The organism is Henriciella aquimarina (assembly GCF_002088975.1).
Lineage (GTDB): Bacteria > Pseudomonadota > Alphaproteobacteria > Caulobacterales > Hyphomonadaceae > Henriciella > Henriciella aquimarina.
Genome location: NZ_NCST01000065.1, coordinates 47,028 through 60,795, shown reverse-complemented (window position 1 = coordinate 60,795; position 13,768 = coordinate 47,028). Strand labels below are relative to the sequence as shown.

9 protein-coding genes are annotated in these 13,768 nt (G+C 61.0%); 2 read left to right on the top strand and 7 right to left on the bottom strand.

Translation table 11 applies throughout. The features are described 5' to 3' along the window. Window positions 1-2 precede the first annotated feature (2 nt). From B8784_RS10640 to B8784_RS10625, 4 genes are all read right to left on the bottom strand, one after another. The gene (locus B8784_RS10640) at window positions 3-2,540 is read right to left on the bottom strand and encodes a fimbria/pilus outer membrane usher protein (protein WP_084397940.1); all 2,538 of its coding nucleotides are present in this window, start codon (window positions 2,538-2,540) and stop codon (window positions 3-5) included. A 132-nt stretch (window positions 2,541-2,672) separates the two neighbouring features. Further along, window positions 2,673-3,428: a fimbrial biogenesis chaperone gene (locus tag B8784_RS10635; protein WP_084397939.1), complete on the bottom strand. Its 756-nt coding sequence runs from the start codon at window positions 3,426-3,428 to the stop codon at window positions 2,673-2,675. 123 nt (window positions 3,429-3,551) lie between these two features. Beyond that, window positions 3,552-4,061 carry a hypothetical protein gene (locus B8784_RS10630; RefSeq protein ID WP_084397938.1) on the bottom strand — a complete coding sequence of 170 codons (510 nt, stop codon included), beginning with the start codon at window positions 4,059-4,061 and terminating at the stop codon, window positions 3,552-3,554. A 922-nt stretch (window positions 4,062-4,983) separates the two neighbouring features. Then, on the bottom strand, window positions 4,984-5,916 hold the full coding sequence (locus B8784_RS10625) for a hydrogen peroxide-inducible genes activator (protein ID WP_084397937.1): 933 nt from the start codon (window positions 5,914-5,916) through the stop codon (window positions 4,984-4,986). 364 nt (window positions 5,917-6,280) lie between these two features. Here B8784_RS10625 and B8784_RS10620 point away from each other — a divergent pair, with 364 nt between their 5' ends. Both B8784_RS10620 and B8784_RS10615 read left to right on the top strand, forming a co-directional pair. Further along, window positions 6,281-6,949, top strand: coding sequence for a carbonic anhydrase (locus tag B8784_RS10620; protein ID WP_084397936.1), 669 nt, complete (start codon window positions 6,281-6,283; stop codon window positions 6,947-6,949). A 68-nt stretch (window positions 6,950-7,017) separates the two neighbouring features. Then, a complete protein-coding gene (locus B8784_RS10615; protein WP_084397974.1) occupies window positions 7,018-8,628 on the top strand; it encodes a SulP family inorganic anion transporter in 1,611 nt (536 codons plus the stop codon). Window positions 8,629-8,706: 78 nt separating this feature from the next. Here B8784_RS10615 and B8784_RS10610 read toward each other — a convergent pair whose 3' ends face one another. From B8784_RS10610 to B8784_RS10600, 3 genes are all read right to left on the bottom strand, one after another. Further along, window positions 8,707-9,690, bottom strand: coding sequence for a zinc-dependent alcohol dehydrogenase family protein (locus B8784_RS10610; RefSeq protein WP_084397935.1), 984 nt, complete (start codon window positions 9,688-9,690; stop codon window positions 8,707-8,709). Then, entirely contained in the window at window positions 9,641-11,200 is a 1,560-nt protein-coding gene (locus B8784_RS10605; RefSeq protein WP_084397934.1) for a bifunctional aminoglycoside phosphotransferase/ATP-binding protein, read from the bottom strand. The genes B8784_RS10610 and B8784_RS10605 overlap by 50 nt, the downstream gene beginning before the upstream one ends. Window positions 11,201-11,310: 110 nt before the next feature. After that, window positions 11,311-13,497: a putative bifunctional diguanylate cyclase/phosphodiesterase gene (locus B8784_RS10600; RefSeq protein ID WP_158085653.1), complete on the bottom strand. Its 2,187-nt coding sequence runs from the start codon at window positions 13,495-13,497 to the stop codon at window positions 11,311-11,313. Window positions 13,498-13,768 lie beyond the last annotated feature (271 nt).

Here is a 13,768-nt window from a genome sequence, read left to right as displayed (position 1 = left end):
CACTAGGCTCCATCGGCCCCCATCACGCGCACTGTGACCTGGTACGGTGCGCTCTCCTTTTCCGTCTGGATTTCCACGGGGTCCGGCATGCGAATGACACCGATATCCCCCTCAGGCACAGTGAAGACGGCTGTCGCCCCCTTTGGCGAGTCAAATTCCAGACGTACTTTTTCGCCATGCTTCAGGCCGTCGATATAGAAACGCCCGCCACGATTGGTGAACATCTGGTGACGTTCGCCATCGCTGGTGATGGCGTAGCCGGCCGCAAAGGCGACGGGCTCTCCATTTTCATCGACGAGCAGCGACATGACGGCAACATTGCGGTCATCCCCGAGCTTCACGATGTAGCCAGAGCGATACCCTGGCAGGAAGGTCATGGCCTGCCCGCCTAGTGATGTGCCGGCCGGCGCATCGGGGGCATCGACCTCGATCGTACGGACATAATAGGAATTGAGGTCCGGCACGACGGCGGCGCCGAGCCCTGAGGAATAGGCGGCATAGGATGGCTGTGTATCAAGGACAGAGCCTTGCGGGTCGACAGCGATATCGAAGCCCTGCACCGCACTGTTCTTCTTGAAGATGGCGAAGCTATCATAGACGGGACGGGAAATCGCTGTCGCACCGTCAGCAAAGACCAAGGCCGAGCCGAAGGCGAGTTCGGTAATGTTTTCGGAGCCGAAATCCTCTTCCGCCGTCGCAGCCCCCAGACGTTGTTCGGCGCGCGCTTCGAAGCGGTTGCCGATATAGGTCGCGCCGGCTCGCAATTCGTCAGAGTCGGTTTGATGGGTATACGTCGTATCCCAGCCCAAGCTTCCCACACTACGGTCCTGTCTCGAGGAATAGCTGGCCCTGGTCGATGGCGTCCGGGTGTCATGGTAGACTTGGGCATAGCCATTGCCGATCCGCACATTGAAAGAGATCCCGCCCGACCAGCCAGTGCGCCCCGGAGAGTCTTCATAGCGGACGGCCGTACCGAGCGTTCCGTACTGCGTCCTCCAGGTAAAGTTCAGCGAGTGAGATTGGTCGAAGTCACTGGAATCGTGGCGCTGGCTGAACCGGGAGGCGAGCTGAAGGCGCGTGGTAGCAGACATGACCCGCGAGGCCCGTGCGGCGATATCATATTTGTATAATGCGCTTGCGCCACCCAGGGCGGCGAAATCCTCATCCTGATAACGAAGCTGAAGATCGAAACGCGTCTGTCGCGACAGATTGGCATCGTTCCAGCGATAGAGGCCCGTCAGGGCGCCACCGTGGCCCTCATCGTGATCACTGTAACTGCTCAGCAAGCCGAACGTACCCAGTCCAGTCGAATAGTAGGCTTCTGCACCGACATTGACGAGATCAGTATCAGCCTGAAAGTTGACACCTGACGTCAGCCGGTCGCTCCAGCCTCGGCTGTAAAACCCGCTCAGCGCCGGGTTTTCCATGTCATATTCACGTTGGCCATCTTCGAGAGTCGATGTCGGCCCCACGCTCAAGGCAAAATCGGTCGTCCCCTTCTTCAGCAAGCTGAAATCGTAAAACGCCGAAAAGACGACGCGGTCGGTATCACCGCTATCATACTGAATCTCCAGCACCACATCGTTGCCAGCCGCGCTCTGAAGCGGCAGATCCGTGAGATTGTAGCGACCCGCCTGCAGCCTGAACTCGCGAATGAACTGCCCATTGATATAGACCAACACACGCGCGGACCGTTGCAGCTCGAATTGCTGTGACGGATTCGTGCGATATTCCTGGTATGGCTGCAGTCCGAAATTACGGAAACCTGCAACGCCAAGAAGTTGCGGGTTTCCCTGCAAGCCGGAGGTCGGAGCCCTCAGGTCGCCCGCCTGCAGGCGGATCCGTCTGTCGACAAGGTCTTTGGTCAGCCGGGTATCGTTGAGAACAACGCCGCTATCTGTCGTGTCGCTATAACGAACGCCTGTTTCGAGAACCAAGCCGCGTACGTTCATGGCTGCATCAATATTAACCTGCGTCGCCGCGAAACCGGTTGGCGCATACTCACTCGCGTGGATATACTGAGTCCCTGCAGCAACATTGAGGATGCCGCTGGTGCGGGCTTGCTCCACCGTGTCGAGATTTCGAACTTGCAGGCTCGGCTGTACCGCAACCGGAATAACCGATCGCATCTCGATCGGCACATCAATGTTGAGGAGCAGGTTGCTGTGGTCGAACTCCGCGATCAATCCGAAAGCATTAAGGTCAGCGGTCGATACCTGCTCACGGCTGGAAAAGGCCTCCAGAAGCTCAAGCTGCTTCTCATCGACCAGAAAGGGCAGCAAAAGATCGACAAGCGCCTTGCGATCCACAACCGTCTCACCGGGTGTCGTGCTAGGCGACATGATGATATCGCCCTGATTCAAGCCCGATATGATGACTGGATAAGGTAGCTTTGCAGCCTTTTGCGGCTTGGTACCGAACAGGGCGCCGAAGATATCGTCGGCAGATGCATCCTTCGACAGCTGCGGCGCGGAGGGCTTCCCAGATTTGCCTCCAGACGTCTCAGCATGCGCGGAAAGGCCTGTGAACTGGAAGGCCACTGCGGATCCTGCACAAAGCAGCAGCGTCCTAAGGCAGCTACGCTCGGGCCCCCTGTCCTTCCGGCGACAAAGAGGAGCCGCCAGGCGGTTCGCCGTGTATGAGGTCGACTGGCTCACGACTCACCACGCCCATCAATTGCGGAAATAGTCGGTCTTCAGCGACGCCGAGACCGGCCCCGGAGCCAGCGTTTCTGCGACAGGCACATCGACCACAGCCTGCGTACCGGCGATGATGTTGCGATTGTTAAGCGGCTCAATGGCCTCACCAGAGAGTTCAAGGATCTCGCCACCAGCCTGCACCGTCACGACAGGATGCTGTAGGATTGCCCGGCGTTTGCCTTCATTCTTCACCGTCAGGCGCAAGAAAGTGTCCCCGTCGTCTGACTTGACAATCTCGCCATGATCGATCCTGGCCTCAGGTTCGCCGCCTTGGGCGGGCACGACGTAGAGGGCGGCCTCGTAGCGAAAGCCAAGTTTCACATCGACGGCCACACCATTGGCCTCTCCCTCGCTTTTGTAGGGGATAGGCAACTGTTCGACGACAAGACGGTAGGCAAGCTCGGTATCCGGATTGGGATCGCCGATCCACTGGGCACGAATCGACTGGCTCTGACCGGGCGCCAGCACCAGTTGCGGCGGCGTCACAATGAAGTCGTCGAATTCCGGTTCGCGCGTCTCATTGCCCATTTCATCGGCCGAGCGGCGATACACTTCAATCTGCAGCGCGATCGGCTCTTCGTGGGTGTTCTTGACGACGAAGGTTTTCGCCGCCCCGGATCCCGTTGGCGAAAATTGCGCGATAATCGGGGAAAACTCATAGGCCCAGGCCCGCGACGAAACCGAAGCCGTCAAGCAAAAGGCCAGGATGAACAGTGATCGGATAAACATTTCTTCCTCCCCAAACAAATCTTAAGGTAAATTTATGCCCGATTGGACACACCTACGATTGCAAGAATGAGGCCAGGCGGTGTCCGGTCTGGCCGGACACCGCCTGACTTGAAGGAGTCTGGCTTAGTAGTTGGCAGCCAGCGTGATGGTCAGCGTATCTTCGTACGTACCAGCGACAGCGTACTCGGCGAGCGAGTCGAACGAGAGGTCGAGGTTACCGTTACGCGAACCACCATTGGTCAGGATGTTTTCCCAGTCATTGTCGGTGACGATCACAGCGCCAGCACCGGACAGGTCGGTTTGGGAGTTGTAGCTACCGGTCGGGAAGATCCAGAAACGGGTGTCGACATCATAGTCGATGTTCACCGCGCCACCGCTTTCGACGTGCTCCATGCCGCCATTGGCCGACTGCAGCGTAACCGTGTACGGCGAGTTGCAGGAGTAGGCGATGGCCAGGAAGCCTTGGTCACCGGTGTCCAGCATGTCGACATTGTAGGAGGTCGAGCCTTCCGGGATGAGTTCGCAGTTGCTGTCAACTTCGCCAGCCAGGTTGATAACCAGGCTTTCGGAGTCAGCCGAAGCCGTGCCGCAGAGAGCGGCGACGGCCGCGATAGCTGTAAGTGTACGCTTCATTGTGGTACCCTCTTGATTCCCGGCGTGGGTGCTAGCCATAGCCGGGGTGTTCTGCCGTGCCACCATTGACAAGGCAGGTCCCACTTTCGTGGGGTATGGAAAGGCGGATTTCCGCCGGTTCAGGTCACGGGGCACACGTGTCCCGTGACCACACCACGCGCACCGACACCGGTCACGAAGTGATCCTGTAAATCTGTTTGTTCGCTTTTTTCGCTGGACGCCTCACCCCGAGGTCTGGTCCTGCTGCGTTTGTCCCCTGTGCTCCACCTTTAGTAGACGCCACCCGGCGTATAGTTTCTTATGAGCATCTCTTCAGCATGTTTCATGCCAAGAGCATGCATCCCCAAATTTCCCGCCATGCCGGTCCCTCGGAAGGGCGAGCAGGTCAATCGCTCCCACGTTTTCTCACAAAAAGCAACAGAGAGATTATGAACTTTTTAACGATTGCCGGGTCGAGGCTCAATCAAAACGCGAGCATTTTTGCGCTGCAGCACAATCTGTCCAGCTGCCGCTCGCGAACCTGAGCCCTTGATCCTGTCACGGCCCAAGAACATTAAAGCCTCTTAATCCTACTGCAGAATATGCACATTCTGCGTGCAGCATTGCATGCTCACGGGGCATGCAAGCCCGGAGTAGCCTTGCCACTGCGCGAGAACTGTTCGCCCGTTGGGAGAATTATCATTTGTGCGCCGCACAATAAATTTTTTGTATACCTGATATCCTCACTCGCGCATTTCCTATGAAACGCAAAAGACAGATTAAAGCGGCCTGCGCTGGAAAACGGGAGGAAACGAACACACCAAGCGCCCTCTTGTGTCCCGGCCTTGCAGACAAGCCGGCATCGCCTTTCGACACGCGGAAATGTCAGATTTCAGGACAATTATGTGCGGAGAGCTATGTTCACGGCTTGGTGGCCGTGCCTTCAATCTCGCGTATGCAGGCGCTCGCCCGTGGCCAGGATCTCGCTGGCGACCTCGCGCAGGACGAGACCGATCGTCTCCATGCTGGCGGCAAGCGGGGAGTCCCGGCGCCAGACGAGGCTGATCTCCCGTTTGGCTTCACTGAACTTGACCGGCCGGACAACCTGTGACGGATCACGGCGCGCTTCGACCAGGGCGTAAAGGCTGGGCAGGATCGCGACCCCGGCCCCCATCACCGCCATCTGCCGGATTGCATCCAGCGAAGTGCCCTCATACTCGGTGCTGATATGGGCGCCGGCCAGCCGGGCAAGCTCCTGCACAATGACTGATAGCCTAAACCCATTGCCAAGGGTCAGAATCTCACGGCCCTGCAATTCTTCGAAGCCGACCGGCCCGCTCCTGGCCGATAATTCATGCTCATTGGCCGCGCAGACATAGAGCTGCTCATCGAACAGCGCCATCGAGGCGGTGTCGGGGTGGTCTTCAGCCGTCGAGATCAACATGTCGAGACGGCCATCCTTCAGCTTCTCATCGAGCGCCTGCGAGCCCTCCTCCCGCACGCTCAGGCGGAGTTCCGGGAACCGCAAGTGCAGCTCCTTGGCCGCGCTGGGCAGGAGGTAAGGCCCGAGTGTCGGCAAGGTGCCGAGCCGGAAACGGCCGACCAGCGTCCCAGCCGAGCGGCGCACGACCGTCTTGATGTCCTCAAGCTCGGTCAGGATACGCCGCGCGCGGCGCACCACCTCGTCACCGAGCGGGGTCATGTAAGCCCCTCTGCGGTCACGCTCGATCAGGCGGACACCGAGATGCGCCTCGGCTTCGGAAATCTGCGCCGAGAGGCTGGGCTGGCTGACATTCATCAACCGCGCGGCCTCGTGGAAGCGCCCCGTTTCCGAGACGGCCACAATATACTGCAACTGGCGAAGGGTTGGGCGCATGAACGGGCAAGCTCCTGTCAGCGGTAGGGCGATGCTTTTTCACCAGCCGCGCACAATCCCGTGGGCGCTCCTTCTGGAAAGCATCACTTCTGATAGCGAAATGCTATTGCAAAACCAATATATTTCGATTGGCGCCTATATAGGATGATCTTTAATTTCAAGGCACGAAAGGCAACAGACGTCGCCAGGAGACCAAATTTGCAGCTACCTCCCAGAACTTTACTGCACGCTTGATCTCCTAACCTCTCACTCTCGCTGGCGCCCAAGGCCTGGCGACGGCGTCTGGCCCGGCTGCCCCCTCTTCTACCCCCTCACGGCCGGGCACGCCTTTCAAAAAATCATGAGAGGCTGACAGGAGCGATCAATGCCAAAATTTGCCGCCGGGGTGCTGAAATTCCAGGACACCATCTATCCCGAAAAACAGGACCTTTTCGAAAAGCTGAGCCAGGGCCAGTCGCCCGAAGCGCTGTTCATCACCTGCTCGGACTCCCGCATCGAACTGGCGATGATCACCCAGACCGAACCCGGCGAGCTGTTCATCTGCCGCAATGCCGGCAACATCGTCCCGCCGCACACCGAGCAGACCGGGGCCATGACGGCCTCCATTGAATATGCTGTGGCCGTCCTGCAGGTCCCGCACATCGTGGTCTGCGGCCATAGCGGATGCGGGGCGATGAAGGGGGCGATGAACCCGGAAGGCCTGGAAACGCTGCCGCACGTGGCCAAGTGGCTTGGCTATTCGCAAGCAGCCGTCGACATTGTCGACGAGCTGGCGCCTGACGGTACGGCCGAGGAGCGCATGAAGCTCCTCATCGAACAGAACGTCCTCCTGCAGCTGCAGCACCTGCGCACCCATCCAAGCGTTGCGCGCCGCATCGCCCGCGGGGACGTCGACCTTCATGGCTGGGTTTATGACATCAAGACCGGCGGCGTCGACGCCTATGACGAGGCGCGTCAGGAATTCATCCATGTCGATTCCCGCTACGCCACCGAGATCGCCGCCCTGGCCGGCGCCGGTGACTGCGTCGCCTGAGCTGAACCAGAAGGAATTTCATCGTGAACACAACAGAAAAGCCGCCGGGCCTCGGCGGCTACTTCGACATGTCCAACCTCAAGGGCGATATGTTTGGCGGCCTCACGGCCGGCATCGTCGCCCTGCCGCTGGCGCTTGCCTTCGGTGAAGCCTCTGGCGCCGGTCCGATTGCCGGCCTGTGGGGCGCCATCTTTGTTGGCCTGTTTGCCTCGCTTTTCGGCGGCACCGGCTCGCAGGTATCCGGCCCGACCGGCCCCATGGTCGTCGTCTTCGCCGGCCTCTATGCCGCTCTCGGCGGCAACCCGTCTCTCGTCTTCGCCGCCGTTATTCTGGCCGGCATCATGCAGATCCTGCTCGGGGTCTTCCGCTTCGGCCAATATGTGAAGCTCGTCCCCTATCCGGTGATCTCAGGCTTCATGAGCGGTATCGGCGTGATCATCATCGCCCTTCAGCTCTCTCGCCTGTTCGGCCATGAGCCCGATGGCGGCGGCACGATCCCGGCTTTCACCGCTGTTCCGGACGCGGTGATGAACCCGAACTGGATCGCCGTCGGCATTGCCCTTGTTTCGCTCGTCATGGTTTTCACCTGGCCGAAGCGGCTGGCCGCCTGGATCCCGGGCCCGCTGGCTGCCCTCATCGTCGGCACGCTGATCAGCGTCTTCCTTCCGGGCGCTCCGGTGCTCGGTGACATCCCGACCGGCTTCCCGAACTTCGTTGTTCCCAGCGTCGACGTCGGCTCGGCCCTGATCGTGCTTGAAGCCGCCTTCATCCTGGCCGTGCTCGGCTCGATCGACAGCTTGCTGACCTCGCTGGTGGCCGACAACATGACCCGCACGCGCCACCAGTCGAACAAGGAGCTGATCGGCCAGGGCATCGGCAACTCGGTCGCCGGCTTCTTCGGCGCCATTCCGGGGGCCGGCGCCACCATGCGGACGGTGATCAATATACGCTCCGGCGGGCGCACGCGCATTTCGGGGATGACCCATGCGATGGTCCTGCTCGCTGTCGTGATAAGTCTCGGCCCGCTCGCCTCGCAAATCCCGCATGCCGTGCTGGCGGGCATCCTGGTCAAGGTCGGCATCGACACGATCGACTTCTCCTACATCAAGCGTGCCCACAAGGGCCCGCGCTGGGACCTTGCGCTCATGGCGCTGGTGCTGCTGCTGACGGTCTTCGTGGATCTCATTACCGCGGTTGTCGTCGGTGTGGTTCTGGCCGCGCTCGGCTTCGTGAAGAAGCTGGCCGACGACCAGATCGCCTCGGTCAACAAGACCGTGCCGCGTCATTCCAGCGAGGAGGAAGTCAGCATTCTCAAGCGCGCAGGCGGCAAGGTCATGATGTTCGACTTTGGCGGTCCGCTGAGCTTCGGGGCGGCGGCCGATCTCGGCCACCATGTCCGCCAGCGTACCGGTCACAGCGCCGACGTGCTGATCCTGGACTTCTCGCGCGTGCCCTTCCTGGATGTCTCGGCGGTAACAGCTATCGAGACTATCCTTGAGGACGCCCACGACGCTGGCAAGACGGTCTATCTGAGTGGCATGAACGACCATGTCGCCCAGTTGCTCGACAAGTTCAGCACGTCTGAATCGGATGCGTTGAAATCCTTCGAGACCCGCATCGAAGCGCTGAAAACGGCAGAGACGCACACGCTTGGCAGAGCGGAGCCCAACCCGGCCTGACCGGACGGGTCTCTATATCCAAACCGGAAAGCCCCGCGCCAATCTCCCGGCGCGGGGCTTTTCATTGCGATGTCGCATTCACGGTTTCAGGACAGCCGCGCCCTGCAGCCTTCCCGCTCTCAGATCGTCCAGCGCCTCATTAGCCTGCTCCAGCGGGTAGACCGTGGTGTGAAGCTCGGGCCGGGCTTTTGGCACGATCGCCAGGAAGTCGCTTGCATCCTTGCGGGTGAGGTTGGCGACCGAAACGATGGAGCGTTCGCCCCAGAGAATGCTGTAGGGAAAAGCGGGAATGTCGCTCATATGAATGCCGGCACAGACCACGCGTCCGCCCTTGCGCACCGCGCGCAGGGCTTGCGGGACAAGCTCGCCGGCCGGGGCATAGATGATGGCCGCATCGAGGAGCTCCGGCGGCGTTTCGTCCGAGCCGCCTGCCCAGTCCGCTCCCAGGCTGCGGGCGAATTCCTGGCTGGCGGTGTCGCCCGGGCGCGTAAAGGCATAGACCGTCCGGCCCTGCCATTTTGCCACCTGCAGGATGATGTGGGCCGCAGCCCCGAAACCGTAGAGGCCGAGAACCGGTGCATCTCCCGCCGCCACGAGCGAGCGCCAGCCAATCAGCCCGGCGCATAGCAGCGGCGCCAGATCCTCGTCCCGGCCCTCCTCAGGCAATGGATAGGTGTAGCGCGCATCGGCGATCGCATGCGTGGCAAAGCCGCCATTCACCGTATAGCCGGTAAAGTCCGGCGCATCGCAGAGGTTTTCCCGGTCCCTGTCGCAATACGGGCAATGCCCGCAAGCCGAAGCCAGCCAGCCCACCCCGACGCGCTGGCCGGGCTCAAGACCGGTCACGCCATCGCCGAGCTTGTCGACAATGCCGACGATCTCATGACCGGGAATAATCGGGGACTGGCGGGGCGGCAGATCCCCGTCCACGACATGCAGATCCGTGCGGCAGACCCCACACGCACTCACCCGGATCGAGACCTCTCCCGGCCCGGGCGCCGGGTCGGGCAGCTCAACCGCTTCGAGCCGGGCGCCGGGAGGCGCGAGCTGCATCGCATTCATCGGTGATCTCCTGCAGGATGTTGCGGGTGGTCGCCTCGACGCTGCCACTGGCATCGACGCGGCGCCAGCGGCTATCGAGATCGCCGGGCTCGTTCTGCGAGAGCGCCACTTCGACATCGGCATCCGAGGCATCGCCTGTGCGCCCCGACACCCGGGCGAGCCGCGTTGCGAGCGGAGTCTCCAGCCAGATGGCATGACGGTGTGCGCCGGGCACGCCCAGAATGGCTTCCCGCGCAGCACTGACCTGGAACGTCCCGTCCGCGATCACGCTGGCCCCGGCATGCACCGCCCGGGCCGCATGGGCGGCCAGCGCCTTGTAGGTCTGGACCCGTTTCTCCATCCGGTAAGCACAAGGGTCCGCCTTGCTCTCCTCCGGCGGACGGCCATTTGTCTGCTTGCGCAGCACGTCGGTACGCAGAAAGCGCGCCCCGGCCGGGCCGGGCAGCTTCGGCGCAAGACTGGCGGCCACCGTCGACTTGCCCGTGCCCGAAAGCCCGCCAATCGCGACCAGAACGGGTTTGGGCTGCCTGAGAAGCGCATGCGACAGCTGCCTGTACGCCTCGGCCTCATCGAGATTACCCGCCTCAACGGCGACAGCCATGCGGATGGCGGCGCGCAACGACATGAAGAAAGGCAGGAGCGCCAGCGCCTCTTCCTCTTCCCGCGCACTGTCCCAATAGCGGTTCATGATGATGTTCGCTTGCCGGTCCAACCCGGATTGGCGCAAGTCCATCAGCAGGAAAGCGAGATCGTAGAGTACATCGGTTGTCGCAAGGCGGTCATCGAATTCGAGCGCATCGAAGGGCGAGACCTCACCCTCATACAGGCAGAGATTGCGCAGGTGGAGATCGCCATGCGTGCGCCGGACCTTGCCGTGGCTGCGGCGCGCTTCGAGCAGCGGATCGATATGGGAGAGTTCCGCATCCAGCGCATCATAGGGCGAAGGCTCCCCGATGCTGAGGCCAAGCGCGGCGGCCCCTTCGGCCTCGGTGCGGCGCAAGTCCCGGATAATGGCGCGATAGTCTGCGGTGTGCCCGGCCTGCCGATTCTCCGAGAGCCCCGCATGCATGTCGGCGACCCGGTCGGCTGTGCGGCGGGCAAGCGCATCGTCGATCTTGCCTGCTTCGGCGAGCTTGTCGAAACGCTGGGCGGTCTCGAAGCGCTTCATGATGACGACCCAGTCGACGGTTTCCCCTTCGCCATCGAGTTGCAGGCGCCCATCGGGCCGTTTCACGATGGGGGTTACCGAGCGATAGAGCTTGCTTCCCATGCGCCGATTGATTTCAAGCTCGGCCTGACAGGCCGCATGCCGCTGTTCGAGCGTGGAAAAGTCCACGAAGGGCATCTTGACTGGCTTCTTGAGCTTGTAGGCCTGATCGCCTGCGAGCAGGACGTGACTGAGATGGGTCTCGAACTGCTCGGCTGCGCCGGCATCAGCCTCAATGCCGCCATCCGAGACGAGCTGGGCCAGGAGGTTCCCGGTCATGCCCCCGTCTGTCTTGCCGGTCATGATCTGCACTCACCCTGATTGCTGCTTGCGACAACACTCCGGCGGACGCGTGCCGGAGTCCTTGATATGTCTCAATAAGGGAAATGCCGGATAGGAACGACCGGTTCCCGTCAGACCCCGGCGAGTTTGTCGCCCTCGGACCGCGGGATTTTGCCGGCCGGGTGAAGAGCACTAAGCGGGCCGGGCCGGCCGAGCAGATATCCCTGAACCTTTGCGAAACCGGCAAATTCGACGAAGCGCATCTGTTCCTCGTTCTCAATGCCTTCAGCGATGACATCGACATTGAGGATGCGGCTCATGCCCGCAAGAATACCTAGGATCTGACGGGCCCGGTCACTCTGCTGGGCGCGCACGAAGAAGGAGCGGTCAACCTTGATGCGGTCGACAGGCAGGCTTTCCAGCCGGCTCAGCGATGAGTGCCCCGTGCCGAAATCGTCAAGCGCCACAGTGGCGCCGCGGTGGCGGATCTCACGGATCACATCCCGCGAAGCCTCGATATTCTGGAGCACGCCACGTTCGGTAATCTCGACCTCGAGCAGATGGGCAGGAAACCCCGTGTCGGCGAGCGTGTCGAAAAGCGAGTCGACAAAGCCATAAGCGAGCATCTCATTGGGCGAGACATTCACATTGAGCCGCACCGACGTGCTGGTCTCATTCATCCAGTCCAGCGTTTCCAGGCACGACTGCCGCAGGATGTGCTGGCCAAGTGCGATGATATCACGGCTCGCCTCAGCGATATGGATGAATTCCGATGGGCCGATCGCGCCGAACTTGGGATGGGTCCAGCGTGCCAGGGCTTCCACGCCGACAAGGTCACGCGATTTGACGCCAAAGATCGGCTGGTACTGCAGGCGGATCTCGCCATTCGCAATCGCGGCGGTGAAATCCCGCTGGATATTGATACGCCGCTCCAGGCGCTCGCGCACGTCACCTTCCGGCACGATGGCGTGACCGCCGCCATAGGACTTGGCCTCATAGACCGCCGCATCGGCCTGCTCCAGCGCGGCATCGAGATCGGTTTTTATGTCGGTACAGGCCGCCCCAATGGAGGCGGTGAGGTCGATCACCCTGTCCTCGAATTCAATCGGGACGTTGATCAGGCGCTTGATCTTCCCGGCCAGTTCCCGGGTCTGAAGCGGGCCGCATGATATTTCCAGCAGGCAGCAGAACTCGTCTCCGCCAAGCCTGAACACACGAAGCGTGGGGATCTCGTCGATGAGGCGCGCAAACCGCTCACCGAGTTCGGTCAGGACCGTGTCGCCGCATCCATGGCCGTGCCGGTCATTCAGCTCCTTGAACTTGTCGAGATCGACATAGAACACGCTTACCCGCAGATGACCGGGGCGGGCCTGAAGCGTTTCAATCGCCTCATTGAAGGCATGGCGGTTTTCGAGCCCCGTCAGCCGATCGGTTGTCGCCAACCTCTGAAGCTGGGCATCGGCTTCGACACGTTCTGTAATATCATGAGCAATGGACCGGTAGCCGGCAAAACTGCCATCCTCGCGGAAGAGTGGTGTGCCGCTGCATTCGACCTTCCGGGCGACGCCGCCCAATTGCATCGTCCCACGCACATTGGAAAACGCTTCGCGCGTCTGTATCGCCGTCGTAAACGCCATCGCGCCGGTCTCGGCTTCCCAGTCATGGAGAACATCGCGCCAATATGAGCCCACGGCCTCCCCGGTGCCGAAGAAGTCGATAATGATGCCTTTCTCGTTGACCTCCATATGCCAGTCGGAAGACATCTGGGCATACTGCGCAAGGCGCTCACGCTGCATGTTTTCCTGCACGACAGCCTTGTTGAGGGCCCGGTAGGCCGCGCCTACCAACTGCCGAGGCAAGACGGCCGCCAGCATGCCCGCAACGGCCATGACGCTCAGCGTAACCGCCGACAGCCCCGTCTGGTCGGCCCCGTTGAAAAGAACCTCCATGCCGTGGTCAGGCGACAGATAGAAGTTGAAGAAGACCACAAGGCTGGCGGTATAGGCGAGACAGGCCGGTAGCGGAGCGAACAGGCCCCACATGACGGGCGTGAGGCTGAGCAGGAGAAGCGCCAGCCATGCCCCATTCCCGTCGATCAGCAGCATCGCCATCAGATTTATGGGAATGCTCACGCAGATCAGAAGCCCCTGCAAGTTGGGCGCCCTGTCCTTGAGGGCCAGGAAAGCTGCTGCCCCCAGCATGAGAATGGTGGCCGCGTCCACAAGCGTTCCGGAATCGAGCCCATACTGCCCGGTCACCATCATGCCGCCCATCACGACCAGCATTGCCACGAGCGTCGCGACGGCAGAACACATCATGACAAGACGCCGGCCGCGCGCAAAGCGCCCTGTCAGGCTTGCGGGGCTGGGCGCCGAAAAAGGCCTGCCCTCTTCGTTTGTGTTGAACATACAACAGTTACCGGATCAGCTTTCAGGTTTCCCGCTATACTCAAAGTGGGTTTGAATTCAGGAAAACTGCCCGGGCCAAATTCATACCGCAGCGTAAGGGTTCATTAAACGTCAGGCGGTGAAAGCCTTTTTACAGTGATAAACGCCACGCAGACGAGAACGGCACAAATCTTGCGACGGG